Origin of the sequence: Psychrobacillus sp. L3, assembly GCF_042945595.1 — a bacterium.
GTDB lineage: Bacteria > Bacillota > Bacilli > Bacillales_A > Planococcaceae > Psychrobacillus.
This window is the reverse complement of the sequence record NZ_CP168493.1, coordinates 1,604,719-1,621,329: the sequence shown is the minus strand read 5'-3', so window position 1 is coordinate 1,621,329 and position 16,611 is coordinate 1,604,719. Positions and strand designations below refer to the sequence as shown.

The window sequence follows — 16,611 nt, the reverse complement described above, 5'->3', positions numbered from 1 at the left end:
AAATATTTGCCCCTTTGATATAATCATTATTGTATTATAAATATTCTAATCTAGGGGGAAATCGTCAATGACAGAGAATCAAAACAACAACAAATTGACAACTGCAGCTGGTGCACCAGTAGTGGACAACCAAAATTCCATGTCTGCTGGACCAAGAGGACCGCTACTATTACAAGACATTTGGTTATTAGAAAAACTAGCACACTTTGATAGAGAAGTAATTCCAGAACGTCGTATGCATGCGAAAGGTTCTGCAGCTTACGGTAAATTTACTGTTACTAATGATATTACCCAATATACAAAAGCGAGTATTTTCTCCGAAATTGGAAAAGAAACCGAAATGTTCGTACGTTTCTCTACTGTAGCTGGCGAGCGCGGAGCTGCTGATGCAGAACGAGATATTCGTGGATTTTCGATGCGATTTTACACAGAACAAGGGAACTGGGACCTAGTTGGTAATAACACACCAGTATTCTTCTTCCGTGATCCACTTAACTTTCCTGATTTAAACCATGCTGTAAAACGCGACCCACGTACAAATATGCGTAGTGCAAATAACAACTGGGATTTCTGGACTTCATTACCGGAAGCACTTCACCAAGTAACTATCGTAATGAGTGATCGTGGTATTCCTGAAACATACCGTAATATGCATGGTTTCGGAAGCCATACATTTAGTATGATTAACGCTAACAACGAACGTGTTTGGGTTAAATTCCACATGCGCTCGCAACAGCCTATTAAGAACTTAACGGATCAAGAAGCAGAAGTTCTTGTTGGTAAAGATCGTGAAAGTCATCAACGTGACCTTTTAGATAGCATTGATCAAGGGGACTTTCCTAAATGGAAAATGTATATTCAAGTGATGACAGAAGAACAAGCAAATAATATGCCATATAATCCATTCGATTTAACAAAAGTTTGGTATAAAAAAGATTTCCCATTAATCGAAGTTGGCGAATGGGAACTAAATCGCAATCCTGAGAACTACTTTGCAGAAGTTGAACAAGCTGCATTCACACCAGCAAATGTAGTTCCAGGTATAAGCTTCTCACCAGATAGAATGTTACAAGGTCGTTTATTCTCATATGGTGATGCACAACGTTACCGCCTAGGTGTAAACCATCACCAAATTCCAGTTAACCAACCAAAATGTCCTGTACATTCTTTCCATAGAGATGGAGCAATGCGAACAGATGGTAATTTAGGTGGAACACTTCACTATGAACCAAACAGCTACGGACAATGGAAAGCACAACCTGAGTTTAAGGAGCCAGCACTAACGATTAATGGTGATGCATCTATTTGGGACTTCCGTGAAGACGATGATAACTACTATGAACAACCAGGTAAACTGTTCAATCTAATGAGTAGTGAGCAACAACAAATATTATTTGAAAACACCGCTCGTAATATGGATGGCGTAGAAGAACATATTAAAGTTCGCCATATCATTCATTGTTACAAAGCAGATCCTTCTTATGGAAAAGGTCTTGCGGAGGCAATGGAAATTCCTTGGGGCAATGTGGAAGCTGCAATGGCTTAATAGTACTTAACGTAAGCTATCCTTTTAGTAGGATAGCTTCTTTTTAACGAAACAAATAGAACCGTTCCAACAGTCAACAAATGACTTTTTGGAACGGTTCCTTACGATTTATACAGATAAAAGAGCTCGATCACTTGTCAACTTTTCACCACGAATTCGTTGGAACTCATTCATGAGTTTTTCAATCGTAAGTGATTTTTTTTCCTCTTCATCCACTTCTAAAATAATTTGGCCTTTATCCATCATGATCAATCGATTTCCTAAATCGAGAGCTTGTTGCATATTATGCGTGACCATAAGGGTTGTGAGTTGGTCTTTTTCCACTAGCTGTTTGGTCAAATTGGTAATTAACGCTGCACGAGAAGGATCAAGCGCTGCAGTATGTTCATCCAAAAGTAATATAGAAGGTTTAGTAAATGTCGCCATTAATAGTGACAGTGCTTGTCTTTCCCCTCCAGATAACATACCCACTTTAGCATTTAATCGATTTTCTAAATTCAAATGCAACGTTTCCAATGATTGGACGAAGAGCTCTCGTCTCTTTTTATCCACTCCAATCATTAAACCACGCTTTTTATTTCTAGAATAAGCAAGCGCGAGATTCTCTTCTATTGTCATTGAAGGTGCAGTACCTGCCATAGGATCTTGGAAAACACGTCCAATAAACTGAGATCGTTTATATTCTGGTAGTTTTGAAACATCTTTACTATCAATTACTATCTTTCCAAAGTCAGGTGTGATTGCTCCTGAAATCATATTCATCATAGTCGATTTCCCTGCTCCATTACTGCCGATGACTGTGACAAAATCTCCAACTTTTAGTTCTAGATTAATTTGATCTAAGGCAATTTTCTCATCTGCAGTTGCTTCATTAAAGATTTTATTGATCGATTGAAGTTTAAGCAAGATCATTCCCCTCCTGCTTCAAGACTTGAGTATTCTTAATCGCTTGCTCCGAATGACGCTTTGCTTTTCTTCTTTTTTCTCGGCGCTTATCAAAGTATTGAGGCAAAATTAATGCAGCAATAACAATTATAGCTGTAATTAATTTCATATCCCCTGTATCTAATAAATCTACTCGTAGGGCTAGAGCTAACACAATACGGTAAATAATCGCACCAGAAATAACGGCTAGAGTTGTTCGCACAATCGTTTTCGTACCGAAAATAGCTTCACCAATAATAACCGATGCTAATCCAATCACAATCATCCCGATACCCATTCCAATATCTGCAAACTTTGCGTATTGTGCAATTAATGCTCCTGAAAGCGCAACAAGTGCATTTGAAATACCTAAACCAATAATAACTAGATTATCTGTATTTGCAGAAAAACTTCGTATCATTTTTTTATTGTCACCAGTTGCACGAATTGCAAGTCCTACTTCTGTTTTCAAAAACCAATCTACCATTAATTTAATAACCAAAACTACAATTGCAACTACTACAATCGTTCCCCAAGTTCCAGGAACATACTGAACACCGATACTTTTCAGAAAGTTATTTATAGAGTCATCAATTCCTAAGTTACCCCACCATCCATAAAACAAACTAAACAATGTTTCCGAGTTTAATAGGGGAATATTAGGCCGACCAATTGAGTTTTCTAGTGTTAAACCCATTATTCGAAGATTAATAGAATATAAAGCAATCATCATTAAAATTCCTGAAAGTAATGGATTTATTTTACCTTTTGTATGTAATAAACCTGTAATGCATCCTGCTACAAACCCAACCACAATTGCAGCTAAAGTTGCGAGCAATGGATGATATCCTAAAACAATCATCGTAGCCGCTGTTCCAGCACCTGTAACGAAACTTCCATCTACCGTTAAGTCCGGAAAATCTAGCACTCTGAATGTAAGATACACTCCGAGTGCCATGATTGCATAGATGATTCCTTGCTCAACAGAGCCAAATATAGCTGAAAACATAAAGAATCGATCTCCTATCTATTTTACAAATTCCGCTTTCCATTCGTCTTTTACTTTTAGACCAAGTATATCAGCTGTTTCTTTATTGATGACAAATCTTAAATTTTGAGGATATTGGACAGGTAATTCTGCTGGTGTACTCTCCCCTTTTAAAATTTTCACCGCCATTTGCCCAGCTTCATAACCGATATCAAAATATTCGAATCCGTAAGCGCCTAATCCACCCCGTTTAACAGAGTCAAATTCACCGACCATCAGTGGCAGCTTATGATCATTTGCAACAGACACAACTGATTCAAGAGCTGATACAACCGTATTATCCGTAATTATATACAATGAATCTACTTTTCCAATTAAAGATTCAGTTGCTTGTTTTACTTCAGCGGAAGTAGAAACAGAAGCTTCCACCACATTTAACCCTACTGCGTTCATTTGCTTTTTCACCGCATCCACTTGTGCACGAGAGTTTTGTTCTCCGGCATTAAATACCATTCCAACATTTTTTGCACCTAATTCTTCTTTCAAAAATTTAATCGTACTTGGTATTGCATCTGGTTGTGTATCCACAGTACCTGTTACATTTCCACCCGGTTTTTCCATTGATTGTACGAGTTCTGCACTAACTGCATCCGTAACTGATGTAAATACAATTGGAATATCCTTTGTTACACTCGCAACTGCTTGAGCACTAGGTGTAGAGTTAGCAAATATTAAATCTACTCCAGAGCTTACTAGATTATTTGCAATCGTCGTATTTGCACTATTATCATTTTGAGCATTTTCCACTTTGTATTCTGCATCAATTCCAGCATCTTCTAAAGCTTTTCTAAATCCATCGTATGCAGCATTTAAAGAAGGGTGTTCTACAATTTGTGTAACTCCTATTTTAAATTTTTTAGTACCTTCGCTTGCAGTAGTTCCTTCATCTGATTTAGCCGATGAATTCGACTTTTCGTTTCCTCCACAAGCAGCCAATAAAAGCACTGCTCCAATTACCATAAACACTAATCTTTTTACACTTTTTCTCATCTATTCTATACCCCCTATTAAAATCCTTCGCACTAACGATTCAACTCGCTAAAGTGTCAATTTAAAGATATGTTACACTGCAATTGATTGTTAGTCAATAACAATTATTACAGGTGCCTGGCACGGAAACAAACATGAAAGTTTATACTTTCATGTTTGTTTGAACAATTAAGACAATTATAGATGTACAAAAGCATCCAAAGATACAACTTCGGATGCTGGACTTTTTTATAATTGGAAGCTATCTTTTTTCTCAAATTCCACCAAGCTTAATAATATTTCCATTGAACCATACTGGTTTTGTAGCTTTATTATTTATTTGTTCCAAATTATTTTTCTCTGATTGGACTTCCCTTGTAGTACGATTTTATCAATATTCGAGAAATTCCCATTAATAACGATGTTGTCCTTCGGAATTGAATTGCCCAACCTGTTCACTAGTGTTCCCCTAAGTTTTACATACACTGTTTTGTCTTCCGTAGTATAATCATAACCCGTAATCATATCTCCGCTGTTTGGATTAAAAGCATTAATCACAATGGTGTCTTCAGAAACATCCACATTATTTACACCAAGCCACTCTACATCCTGTGTCATTCCTCGAATAAAAAATACATAAACCCCTACTACAACAACCAACGTAAAAGTACCTATTAGCCCTAATAAAATTTTGGAGTTCGTCTTTTTATTAATCATATAACCTCTCCTTAAATAATAGAATTTTTAGACAATTATCTAATTTAGACGTTTTTTCTTTTATCTGGTTTCATTACTTTAATATAATAAAGAACGGTTTTTACGTTACCAAATAAAAAGAGGATCAGATTTTCACTATTGTATGAGTGTTTTGTACTAATATTAACCGAGGTTTTTTTGGGGAGGCATAGTGCGTTCAGCTTGGATAATAAGAAACAAGAAACTGTCTAATGCAAATAAAAGCATCCGAAGATACAATTTCGGATGCTCTGCGCTTCTTTATCATAGTTTACTTTTTTCTCAAGTTCCACTCATTTTAATACTTTATTTAAGTTCTCTTCTTACACTGTTGTTTTTTCTTTTTTGATTTGTTTACTTCTAAGTTGGCCACATGCTGCATCAATATCTGTCCCTTGTTCCATGCGAACTCCGCAGTTAATACCTTTGTTTTTCAGTGTTTGGAAGAATGCACTGATGGATTCTTCTGAGCTTCGTTGATATTGACCATGCTCATCTACCGGATTATAAGGAATCAAGTTCACATAGGACAAATGACGTTTGTTTTCAAGCAGTTTAGCAAGTTGTTGTGCTTCTTCCACATGGTCATTTACATCTCTAAGTAATATATATTCAAACGTAATTCGTCGGTTTGTTTTTTCTAAATAATAATCTACCGCAGCCATTACTTTTTCGATCGGGAAGGCTTTATTAATCACCATAATACGTGTACGAAGTTCATCGTTTGGCGCATGCAATGATACTGCAAGATTTACTTGAATGTTTTCATTAGCAAAGTCGATAATTTTTTTCGCAAGACCGCTTGTAGAAACCGTAATATGTCTAGCTCCAATTGCAAGTCCTTTTTGATCGTTTACGACACGCAAGAAACTCATTAAATTCGTATAGTTATCGAATGGTTCTCCGATACCCATAACAACGATATGACTAACGCGTTCGCTCTTATCAAGCTGATCTAAATGTTCTTGTACTTTCATAATTTGACCAACTATTTCCCCTGAATCCAGATCACGGTTTTTCTTCAACAATCCACTCGCACAAAAACTACAACCTATATTACAGCCAACTTGTGTTGTAACGCAAACGGATAAACCATAATTGAATCGCATCAATACAGTTTCAATTAAATTCCCATCTGACATTTCAAATAAAAATTTAATCGTTCCATCAGCCGATTCCTGTTTGACAGACTGTTTTAATGTTTGAATGACAAAATTATCCTCTAATATTTGAAGACAGTCCTTGTTCACATTATTCATTTCTTCAAAGCTCTGTACTCTTTTAATATATAACCAATCCCAAACTTGTTCCGCTCGGAATTTCTTCTGGCCGCGTTCTAGTAACCACTCTATTAACTGATCTTTAGTAAGACCATATATCGATTTTTTCATTCATATTCCTCATTTCATTCGTATACAATTTGCCTATTATACTATAAATGTTTACATACGACAATTAATTATATCGGAAATGATGGTAAAAAGATATTATTTAGTTTTTGAATACCTAAGCGAATTATTTCAAGAACGATTGTGGATTAATTTTGTTAGGGCTTGAATAATATACTAATACATTCAACTACCTTTAAAAATATTATAGTTTTAATATCGAATTGGAGATGTATAGTATGAATAAGACGAGCAAGAAAATTATTTCTCAAAAAAAAAGGCGCGCTTTCTTTAAATTAGCAATATTAATTATTGGTATTTCCGCTTTTCTGCCTCCAAGCTTCTTAGGAACAAATCTACTGGATTACAAAGACAATAATAGTAGGGATATGGCTATGCAGGTAATTAAAATGACTACTGATACGTTTAATAACTCTTTAGATCAACTTCTAATTGTTTCTTACGAAATTGAATCATTAGAGGAGGAAGATGGGGAACTCATTTCGTCCGTAGTGATTGCATACACTGTTTTTGGTGTTCCATATGCAGAAATAATTGCCGACAAAGATGGTGCTTATATAAATAAAAAATTTTTCTTTGATCGATAAGAAAAGGAACTCACTAGGATTTCCTTTTCTTCGGATTAAATGAATACTTCTACTACATTAAAGAAGTTTCTACCTCATTTTCTCTAATCCAATCACTATAACTACCCACATACAATTGAACATTTTCATAACCAGCTTCTTTTAAGCTTGCATATAGAGGTGCTGCAGTAACCCCACTACCACAATACGCAATAACTGGTTTTGAATTATCCGTTAAATCAGTTAGTTTTTCTATTAAGGCTTTTTGCTTCATAAATTTACCATCCTGCTTAAGCTGCTCCCAATCAAAATTAAGAGCTGTAGGAATATGCCCTGCTACAGCATCTATTGGCTCGACTTCACCACGGTACCTAATAGCTGAACGAGCATCTATTAATTGAGCATCTACTTCACCTGCAACGATTTTCTTAACCGTTTCTATATCAACGTATAGTTCATCCTTCCAGATCGGTGAAACGTTCGAAAGTGGATAATTCTGATTCAAATCGGAAACAGGAAGAACTTTTTTCGCTTCTTCAAATCCTTCACGAAGAACATGAATGTCCGAAAAACCCGCCCATTCCAACAAAAAATATGCACGTAATGCAAATGGCGAACCACCTTGATCGTAAATGATAATCGAATCATCCAAAGTTAAACCCGCCTGACGGATAAGTTTTGTCATCTTATCTTTTGAAATCATAGGATGACGACCATTCTTACTTTCCATATCGGATAAATCCTTCTCCAAGTCCCAATAAATAGCTCCTTCAATATGTTCCTTTTCAAACATCTTGCTACCTGTATCCCCATCCCCAAGGTCAAAACGAGTATCAATATAACGGACAGCTTTTCCTATTATACTTTTCAAATCATAAAATACTTTACTCAACTTATTCTCTCCCTTCGTTTGAAATACTTACATAGATGTCTTTCCATTTGGCAAGCGTTTCTTCCTGTTCCAACAACTTGCGTTCCGCATCAATTTGCTTAATAGATTCATTTAACAATTTCAGGCGAACTGATTCCGTTTCTACATCCACATATTGCTCCACCCATTGGGTAAGCCTTCCTTGCTCTTTGTACAAATAACTTTCGGCTTCAACTTTCGTTTGTTCTGATAAAGCATCTCGCAGTTTTTCTTTTTCATTTTTTTCAAAAAACGATTTCGTATTTCTATAGTAAGATTTGACGTTGTCATATTTCGCAATTTCTTTAAATGGACCAGTGAATTCTAATAGATCCCATTTTTCACTTTCGTGTGGTGTAAATGTAAAGCTAGCATTCCAGTCTTTTAATACCCGCAACTCTTCTTTTTCCAACTGTTTTATTTGTTTTTGAATAAATTGCAGCACACGGAAGTTAGTCACTCGCATTTCTTGCTCTAAATCAAATCGCAACATGCCAAGCATATCCTTTAATGCTATTTCTAATGCCAGGTTACCCGATTTATTTGTAAATAGCGATGGATTATATGCTTCTTTAAAAAATTCATTGAAACGATAATATACACGTTGAAGAACATAATATAACAAGGTTTCAAGCTCTTGCTTTGCCTCTTTCGCTGTAATAGCAGACATGGAGCCTGCAAAGCGCTTACGAATATTTTGCTCTTGCTCACGCAATTCTTGTAACCTTGAATCTTTTCTCGCAAGATTTGCTTCCGTTTGTTCGATTAATGTAAACAATTTAGTCTGCTGACGGGTTGCTTCTTCCTCTAATGAGGTTACTGCAATTTGTTTCAAGTCTTTATCTAAAAATCGAAGGAATTCTTTCTCAAATTGTACCATTCCTTCATGTAATGTAGTAGATTCAACCTTTTCTTTTAACGCTTGTAAGCTTGATACACCGTATACTCTTGGGAAACGAATACCGAAACGTTGTAGTTCCTCTTGCACATATTGCTTCACAAGACTTGCTTCCTCTTCCGTATCAGCAAGATCAATGGCGTTCACAACAAAAAACATTTTATCCAGTTCAAAAGCATCTTTCACGCGCCCAAGCTGTATTAAAAACTCTCGGTCTGCTTTTGCAAATGCATGATTAAAATACGTAACAAACAGGACGGCATCTGCATTTCGAATATAATCAAACGCAACCCCAGTATGTCGCGCATTAATAGAATCTGCTCCTGGTGTATCCACTAATGTGACTCCGAGTCTCGTCAATTCACAGTCATAATAGAAGTCAATGAAGTCGACAAAACAACTTCTGGATTCTTCTGCCACATACTTTCCAAACTCTTCACCTGAAACTCGAAGCACTTTACCTAGTTGATGTTGGAAAGTTGGGTAACCTTTATAAAAAGCAATAATAAAAGATTTATGCACTTCTTCTGCAACAGCTTGATTCATGATAATACTCGCCTGATCAAATGCATCTTCCAAAGACATAACCATAATTCCCAACTGGCTATAAGCAAAGGCTACATCAGCTAATAATTGTTCTTTTGTTTTGAATGCAACATCTGCAGTGTTATGTGGATGTTTTTCTGAAACCGGATGAATTTTATTTATTGCAGCAGTTGTTGGATTCGGTGAGACAGGCAATACATTTGCTCCCATTAATGCATTTGAAAAGCTTGATTTACCCGCACTAAATGCTCCAAATAAAGCAATTGTAAATTGTTGGTTTTCTACCCGTTTTGCTTTTCGCTTAATAATGTCAGCTGCTTCCCAGAAATCTGGTAATTGTTTTAATACTTCTCCAATTCTATTTGCTCTTTTTAAAACAGCATTTGTAGGAAGCAATATCTGATTCGACTCAATTTTTTCTGTAAATGACGTTTGTTCAATCTTCTGTTCTTTTTCCTCTGATGACGGGTCAAACTCTGTTATAGAATTCCTGAAAATATGTCGTTCATTTTCCCATTCCAACATCAATTGATCGCGATCATTTCTCAGAGCTAAGGCAGGCGTTTTACTCGCTTGTTCAAATGAATGAAGTTTAAGATCTATTTCTTCTATTGCATGAATTGCCAACATCTTGCCATTTAAAATTTGCGTTTTTTGTTCAACCATTTCTGTTTCTTCTATTGGGTGTTCATGCATAAAACGTATTGTTTGTTCTTTCCAACTATCAGTTTCCACAACAAAAAATCGAATAACAGCATCTCGAACTCGATTAGCAAAATGTTGTAGCGCATCACCCGTTGTACTCGCACCATCATGTAAAGTCCCACTAATGAGTGATGATGCGATTTCAAATGCTCTTTCGTCTATTTCATTCGTTCGTTCAGAAGTTAATAGAGAAACATCTTTTAGCATACCTTTCATCAATTGTTTTAGATGAACAGTAATATTAGTAGAAATAACTTTTTCGAGGTATTGTCTTGCCTCTTCTAACCTTCTTTGTCTTTCTTCTTCCGTTTTCTTTTTACTTCCGATAAATCCAACTTTAAATGAACTCTGCATGCCTTCTGCGTATAACTTGAGGAAATCCCGCATTTCATATGGCATAATCGAGGCATTTTCTAACATAGCTTTCCGCTGATCTTCGAAAGTTTTTTTCCAAAGGCTAATATCCTGAAGCTCTGTTTGCTTTTGTGATATTTCTAGTTGTTCTTTTATCTCTTCTTTATTAACCCATTCTTCTTCTGTTAATTGGTCTTCAAACGCCTCTAAGCATAGTGCTTTTTCATCCTCTAAAAAATTCCGATGTTCATCCGATAGTTTTTTTAAAGTAGCATTTGCTGCGGTAAGAAAATAATCATCTTTATTTTGAATGGAATGTTGGACAATTTGTTGCACTTTTGAAAAGTCATTATGAATGAAATTTTTATCTTTTAAAGAAGTGTAGAAAATATCTTTTGGTTCGACTGCCCATGCTTTAAATGCACGCGCAACTGATTGTTTAAAATCTTCAAATGATAATTCTTCTTCTCTATGTTTATCCACTTGGTTTACAATTAAATATACATTCTCATTATAATGAAGTAATTGCTTCGTAAATTGAAAATTAAGTTCAGACTGAACATGATTATAATCCATGACGTAGAACACGATATCCGCAAGATGAAGTGCAGATTCTGTCGAAACACGATGTGCATCATCTGTTGAATCCACACCAGGAGTATCCATAACAGTTATTCCTTCGGGCAAATGAGATCCGGAATGGCCAATCTCGATTTGAGAAACGTTACCCCCATCTTTCGAATATTTTTTAACTAGTTGAATATCATATTCTCCGGAAAACTTTACAGGTGCTCTATCCAGAAAGTGCACGAGCGCATAATTTTCATCCGTCTTTTGCACAGTTACAATATTAGCAGAAGTGGGAATTGGGCTTGTTGGGAGCAATTGTTCATCAACTAAAGCATTGATCATGCTAGATTTACCTGCTGAAAAATGCCCAGCAAATGCAATTGTGAACGTCCCTTTTTCTAATTTCTCTGCAAATGATTTTGCTTTTGCAAAACGTTCATCATCTTTATTTTGTTGGAATAACGTTGCTAGTAACGCATTTCGTTCTTTCATTATTTGGAGCTCTTCAGTATTCACCATTTAAAAATAAATCCCCTTTATAATTCGACAATATATGTACATCATAGCAAAAATATAATGAACGCAAAAGCGTTCATTATATTTTTTGCGACGAGCCTGCGCAGGAGCACTAATCTTTTTCTGCGACGAGCCTGCGTATAAATATAAAATATCAAAAAAAGATGCCTCCATTTGTCTTTGTTAAAGAAGATCAAATGTAGTCATCTATCATAAATAATGTTATTTAGATTGTGGGGATGTAGAACGTAATACATAAGCTGTAACCCCAGTATATAATAGAATTGTCGATCCGATTAATAAAACTATCATACAAATCGTCCTTTCAAGTGAATTTGAAATTCATTCTCATTTAAATAATAGCACAACATTTCGACATTTTCTACATAAAGTATTCATTTATGATTGCTTTTATGATAATATTAAGCCATCTTTACTAGACGGAGGGAAAGAATGAGTGAGTCAAAACACATACAAACGATACTAAATGGAACAATACAATCATTAAAATCTGTAGTCCCTCTTCCGATGGAAATTAAATCTCCTTCTCTAATGGTACAACCATTTGAACAAAAAGAAATGGCCGTACTCATAGGAATTATTGGGGATGTAAAAGGACGAATTATTATAGATTCCACAGCAAAATGCTTTTCATCTATTGGTGCATCAATGTTTGGCATGCCATTAGAAGGAGAAATGCTTGAATCATTTACTGGTGAGTTAGGAAATATGATTGCAGGTAATTTATGTACTTCAGTAGCAGGAAATGGTGTTGAAATTGATATAACTCCTCCTACAGTGATCGTTGGGACTACTAAACTGTTTGGATTCCAACATGCTTTTAAACTTCCTGTCGAAATAACGGGAATTGGAGACTTAATAATCATATTAACTATTGATGAATAATGAGATTCCTGGACTTTCTATTGAGAAAGTCTTTTTTTTTAGATAAGCGTGCTCTGAGCAGACGAAATTGTATCTTCTTCCTCGTTTAAATGAGTAGGTCAGGATTTAGTCTCTCATTATCAAAACCTTATGCGCTATGTCTCTAAACAATCCAAGAGGCGAAGGACAAACATCGGCCACAAGATTACCGTAAAATTACTACGGTAATCGTGTAGCCGATGTTTCGTTCAAAGCACTCGGGAATTGGTGAAGACACAAGTTGTTGGGGGGGTACTATTCTTTTCATCATCGCATTCCACTCATTGATTAATAGATAGAGGGAAAAGATGTGAGATCCCGCGAAAAGCAAGTGTCTTTTTCCAGACTCAATTTCCTTTGCATTCTATTTTATAAAAAAAAAGACTGTAAGCAAACTCCAAATTTATCGAGTTTGTCTACAGTCCGAGAGAACTAAACTTTGCAGCTTAGTTCTCTCTACATATATTATAATTGATATAGTCTTGTATATTTTTCTTCTAAATAGTCTGCTAGGTAATTGCCGTTAAGCCCTTCCCCTGTTGTATCTTTTAATATTTCTAGTGGTTTTTTCACTGCTCCATATTGATGGACATTTTTCGTAAGCCAATCTTTAATTGGAGATAAATTTCCTTTTTCAAATAAATCATCAAAGTTTGGAATATCTTTTAGCATTGCAGCTTTAAATTGAGATGCATACATATATCCTAAAGCATAAGATGGGAAATACCCAAAACTTGCTCCTGCCCAGTGGACGTCTTGTAGAATTCCTTCTGCATTTGTCTCTGGTCGAACACCAAGATACTCCTCATATTTTGAATTCCAAATCTCCGGTAATTCTTCTACTTTCAAATCTCCATTGAATAAACCCTTTTCTATTTCGTAACGAATCATAATATGTAGCGCGTAAGTTAGCTCGTCAGCTTCTATTCGAATTAGTGAAGGCTTCACTTCATTTATTGCTCGTAAAAAGTCTTCCATTGCAACGTCTCCGAATTGCTCCGGAGAATAACTTTGTAATTTCTCATAGTTTTGTTCCCAAAACTTCGGATTGCGTCCTACAAAGTTCTCGTAAAACAATGATTGAGACTCATGAATTCCCATAGAAGCACCTCCAGATAAAGGTGTTCCTGTTAACTCTTCTCCCACATTCTGCTCGTAAATGGCATGACCACACTCATGAATGGTACCAAAGACAGCAGAACGGAAATCTGATTCATCGTATTTTGTTGTAATTCGTACGTCTCCACGATTTAAACCAGTAGCAAATGGATGAACCGTTTCATCTAATCTTCCAGCTTCAAAATCATAGCCTAATTGTTTAAGTATATCTAGACTAAATGCCTCTTGTTGCTTCTTATCAAAATGTTTAAATAAGAAATCTGTTTTGGGTTGATTTGGCGAATCTGAAATTTTCTTCAATAAAGGAACAATACGGTTTCTTAAGTCACCAAATACTGTATCCAACACTTCCGTCGTCATTCCAGGTTCATATTGATCCAAAAGGACATTGTACGGATTGCCATCTTTAACTCCCCAATACGTTACGAATTTCTGTAAAGTTTCTACCATTTCCGTTAAATAAGGTTTGAACATATCCCAATCATTTTTGGATTTCGCTTCTTCCCAAACAGATTCTGATTTAGACTGAAGAATAACAAACTTTTTATATTCATCAGCTGGTATTTTTTTACTTAGTTCATATTGTTTCTTTACTTCTTCAAATACACGTTTAGTCACCTTATTTGCAGAATCAATCGTTGGTTCTAGTTCATCTAATAATTGCTTTAATTCTTCCGAAGTAGAAAGATTAAATACATCTGTTGCAAGAACACCAACAACTTCCGAACGTTGGTCTATTCCTTTTTTCGGAGCACCAGTACGCATATCCCAATATAAAACCCCTAATGCTTCATTGTATGCACCAATCTTTTTTACATAGTCTAGAAACTGCTGTTCAATTGTCAAAATTACATCCCCCTTTTTCCCATTTCATTTTCAGCTTACCATAAGTTTATGAAGGTTGAATAGATGTAGGCAAAATATTCACAAAACGATTTTCTGTTTCAGCTTCTTCAGCATTCAGCAGAATGTGAATCTCACCATAATCATTAGAAGTTCTAATAAGTCTTCCGATTCCTTGCTGAAGTCTTAATAGCATAAACGGTAAATCCACTTCCTCAAATGGGTCATTTGAAAACGTACGTTTTGCATCGAATAATGGATCAACAGGCGGGAAAGGTAAATCAAAAATAATGACTCTCGTTAAAGCTTTTTCTGGTAAATCGAGACCTTCCCATAAATGATAGGAACAAAGTGTAGCAAAGTCTCCATTTTGAAACTCTTTCACAATAGTAGAAAGTTCACGTTCCCCTTCAAATACGATATCGCCTTTTTTAGAGGAAGATAATCTAAATTGATCCATTGCTGCTTTCGATTTAAACAAAATTAATGTCTGTTGTTTTTCTTCCAATAATTTATGAACATGCGTTGTTTTGTTTTCTTGCTCAATTTTATCCACATGGATTTTCATCACTTCATCATAATCAAAAGGGGATGCTACAGAAAATGATTGAAACTTTTCTACCCCTAATGAGTCCGCTATATACGTAAAATCTTTTTGAATCGATAATGTAGCAGAAGAGAAAATGATGGGCATTTTAGAAGTGAATAGTTTTTCATTTAAAATATCTGTAACTAAACGCGGCATAATGATTAACGTTTCATGTCCATCAATTATTTCTAACCATTCTACTCCATCCCCTTTTTCAGTGAATAAGCGTAAAGAGAACGAATATTGTTCTAAAAATTCTTCTACCATACGAAGTTCATATTCAGGAATCGTGAATAGCTCGGACTCAAAAACAAACTCTTCTAATAAGTCATTAGTGATTCTTATTGCCTTTTTACATGATTGCATCAGTAAATCTGATTTTTCAATTGTCATACGTTCACTATCTTGGGTTATACTATTTTTTCTTATTAAACCAAATATCTCATCATGTGTTTCTTGTAATTGCTCCATTAAGTATAATGTTTTTTCTCTAATACCATCTACCATAATTCTTTCTAGCAAACGAACAAGCGTCTCACTTTGTATTTCATACGTAAGGGCTTTTTGTGCTGCAAATTCCAATAAATGGCCTTCATCTAATATTGTCATCGAAACTTCGGGAAGTAATGGTAGTTGTCCTTCTCGAATTCTTGATTCTTTCGTCCAAATATGTTCCATTAAGAATTCATGTGAGCAAATGATCAAATCTGAGGACTCTCGATAATTTTGTCGGTGAATAGTTTGACCACAGCGATTTCTCACGTCACATACCATACATTGTTGAGTTGGATGATAATTCACTTTTTGCCAATCTTCATCACTTACACCAGGAAATTGACTTCGTTCCCCATATGGATAAATTTGCTGAAGAGATGAATGTCCATAGACAAAGTCAGGAATTAGATCCTCTATTTCCTCTAAGAAATATTCATTATCTAAATCTTTTTGCGCATCTTCCAAACGCTTTAAGCATAAATATTGATTTCGAGATTTCGCTAACCGAACATCAATTGTAATATCTAAATAATTTTGCAGTTTAAAGATATCCCCTGCTTCTTTAACTAATTGCTCTATTAATGTTTCATCCGCACAAGCAATTAAAGCAGGCTTTCCCGTATACCTTGCGTAAGAGATAGCTGGTAGTAAATAGGCAATCGTTTTTCCTGTACCTACTCCAGCTTCCGCAAATAATACATTTCTTTCTTTCAATGCTTTTTCAATTTGATATGCCATAAAGATTTGTTCATCACGGCATTCAAAGCCTTTCTCTGGTAACTCGTCGTATAAAACATCTCCCATCCAATCACCTAATGATTCGAAGAAAGAACGGTCTTTTGATAATTGAAAAGGTAACGCTTTTTTCATATGATAACTCCTCCAAAATAAAATAAGAACGGAAAGGAGCAATTCCCTTCCGTTAGACTTAGACTGATGTCCCCA

General features: G+C 35.5%; 12 protein-coding genes. 3 read left to right on the top strand and 9 right to left on the bottom strand.

Annotated elements, in window-relative coordinates:
- The first annotated feature begins 67 nt into the window (after window positions 1-67).
- On the top strand, window positions 68-1,546 hold the full coding sequence (locus ACEPXD_RS07665; protein ID WP_391121888.1) for a catalase: 1,479 nt from the start codon (window positions 68-70) through the stop codon (window positions 1,544-1,546).
- A 108-nt stretch (window positions 1,547-1,654) separates the two neighbouring features.
- Here ACEPXD_RS07665 and ACEPXD_RS07660 read toward each other — a convergent pair whose 3' ends face one another.
- The 5 genes from ACEPXD_RS07660 to rlmN form a co-directional block, all read right to left on the bottom strand.
- Window positions 1,655-2,452 (bottom strand): ABC transporter ATP-binding protein, encoded by a 798-nt coding sequence (locus tag ACEPXD_RS07660; protein WP_391121885.1) that lies wholly within the window; start codon window positions 2,450-2,452, stop codon window positions 1,655-1,657.
- On the bottom strand, window positions 2,445-3,479 hold the full coding sequence (locus ACEPXD_RS07655) for an ABC transporter permease (RefSeq protein WP_391121882.1): 1,035 nt from the start codon (window positions 3,477-3,479) through the stop codon (window positions 2,445-2,447). The genes ACEPXD_RS07660 and ACEPXD_RS07655 overlap by 8 nt, the downstream gene beginning before the upstream one ends.
- An 18-nt stretch (window positions 3,480-3,497) precedes the next feature.
- Window positions 3,498-4,508, bottom strand: a complete 1,011-nt coding sequence (locus tag ACEPXD_RS07650) for an ABC transporter substrate binding protein (protein ID WP_391121879.1) — start codon at window positions 4,506-4,508, stop codon at window positions 3,498-3,500.
- Window positions 4,509-4,823: 315 nt separating this feature from the next.
- Complete coding sequence (locus ACEPXD_RS07645) at window positions 4,824-5,204, bottom strand: hypothetical protein (protein ID WP_391121876.1); 381 nt, start codon at window positions 5,202-5,204, stop codon at window positions 4,824-4,826.
- A gap of 341 nt (window positions 5,205-5,545) precedes the next feature.
- The gene (gene rlmN, locus ACEPXD_RS07640; protein WP_391121873.1) at window positions 5,546-6,613 is read right to left on the bottom strand and encodes a 23S rRNA (adenine(2503)-C(2))-methyltransferase RlmN; all 1,068 of its coding nucleotides are present in this window, start codon (window positions 6,611-6,613) and stop codon (window positions 5,546-5,548) included.
- A gap of 236 nt (window positions 6,614-6,849) precedes the next feature.
- On the opposite strand from rlmN, the gene ACEPXD_RS07635 reads away from it, so the two are divergent.
- Entirely contained in the window at window positions 6,850-7,218 is a 369-nt protein-coding gene (locus ACEPXD_RS07635; protein ID WP_391121870.1) for a hypothetical protein, read from the top strand.
- Between the two features lie 52 nt (window positions 7,219-7,270).
- Here ACEPXD_RS07635 and ACEPXD_RS07630 read toward each other — a convergent pair whose 3' ends face one another.
- Together ACEPXD_RS07630 and ACEPXD_RS07625 are read right to left on the bottom strand one after the other, a co-directional pair.
- Window positions 7,271-8,089, bottom strand: coding sequence for a sulfurtransferase (locus ACEPXD_RS07630; RefSeq protein ID WP_391121868.1), 819 nt, complete (start codon window positions 8,087-8,089; stop codon window positions 7,271-7,273).
- A 1-nt stretch (window position 8,090) separates the two neighbouring features.
- Window positions 8,091-11,699, bottom strand: a complete 3,609-nt coding sequence (locus ACEPXD_RS07625) for a dynamin family protein (RefSeq protein ID WP_391121865.1) — start codon at window positions 11,697-11,699, stop codon at window positions 8,091-8,093.
- 450 nt (window positions 11,700-12,149) lie between these two features.
- On the opposite strand from ACEPXD_RS07625, the gene ACEPXD_RS07620 reads away from it, so the two are divergent.
- Window positions 12,150-12,602, top strand: coding sequence for a chemotaxis protein CheX (locus tag ACEPXD_RS07620; RefSeq protein WP_391121862.1), 453 nt, complete (start codon window positions 12,150-12,152; stop codon window positions 12,600-12,602).
- Between the two features lie 483 nt (window positions 12,603-13,085).
- Here ACEPXD_RS07620 and ACEPXD_RS07615 read toward each other — a convergent pair whose 3' ends face one another.
- The gene (locus ACEPXD_RS07615; protein ID WP_391121859.1) at window positions 13,086-14,585 is read right to left on the bottom strand and encodes a carboxypeptidase M32; all 1,500 of its coding nucleotides are present in this window, start codon (window positions 14,583-14,585) and stop codon (window positions 13,086-13,088) included.
- Between the two features lie 46 nt (window positions 14,586-14,631).
- The gene (locus ACEPXD_RS07610) at window positions 14,632-16,536 is read right to left on the bottom strand and encodes an ATP-dependent DNA helicase (protein ID WP_391121856.1); all 1,905 of its coding nucleotides are present in this window, start codon (window positions 16,534-16,536) and stop codon (window positions 14,632-14,634) included.
- Window positions 16,537-16,611 lie beyond the last annotated feature (75 nt).

Coding starts and splice junctions, on each gene's coding strand:
- ACEPXD_RS07620 (WP_391121862.1), top strand. CDS start 12,150: ATGAGTGAGTCAAAACACATACAAACGATACTAAATGGAACAATACAA.
- ACEPXD_RS07625 (WP_391121865.1), bottom strand. CDS start 11,699: ATGGTGAATACTGAAGAGCTCCAAATAATGAAAGAACGAAATGCGTTA.
- ACEPXD_RS07645 (WP_391121876.1), bottom strand. CDS start 5,204: ATGATTAATAAAAAGACGAACTCCAAAATTTTATTAGGGCTAATAGGT.
- ACEPXD_RS07665 (WP_391121888.1), top strand. CDS start 68: ATGACAGAGAATCAAAACAACAACAAATTGACAACTGCAGCTGGTGCA.
- ACEPXD_RS07610 (WP_391121856.1), bottom strand. CDS start 16,536: ATGAAAAAAGCGTTACCTTTTCAATTATCAAAAGACCGTTCTTTCTTC.
- rlmN (WP_391121873.1), bottom strand. CDS start 6,613: ATGAAAAAATCGATATATGGTCTTACTAAAGATCAGTTAATAGAGTGG.
- ACEPXD_RS07650 (WP_391121879.1), bottom strand. CDS start 4,508: ATGAGAAAAAGTGTAAAAAGATTAGTGTTTATGGTAATTGGAGCAGTG.
- ACEPXD_RS07655 (WP_391121882.1), bottom strand. CDS start 3,479: ATGTTTTCAGCTATATTTGGCTCTGTTGAGCAAGGAATCATCTATGCA.
- ACEPXD_RS07635 (WP_391121870.1), top strand. CDS start 6,850: ATGAATAAGACGAGCAAGAAAATTATTTCTCAAAAAAAAAGGCGCGCT.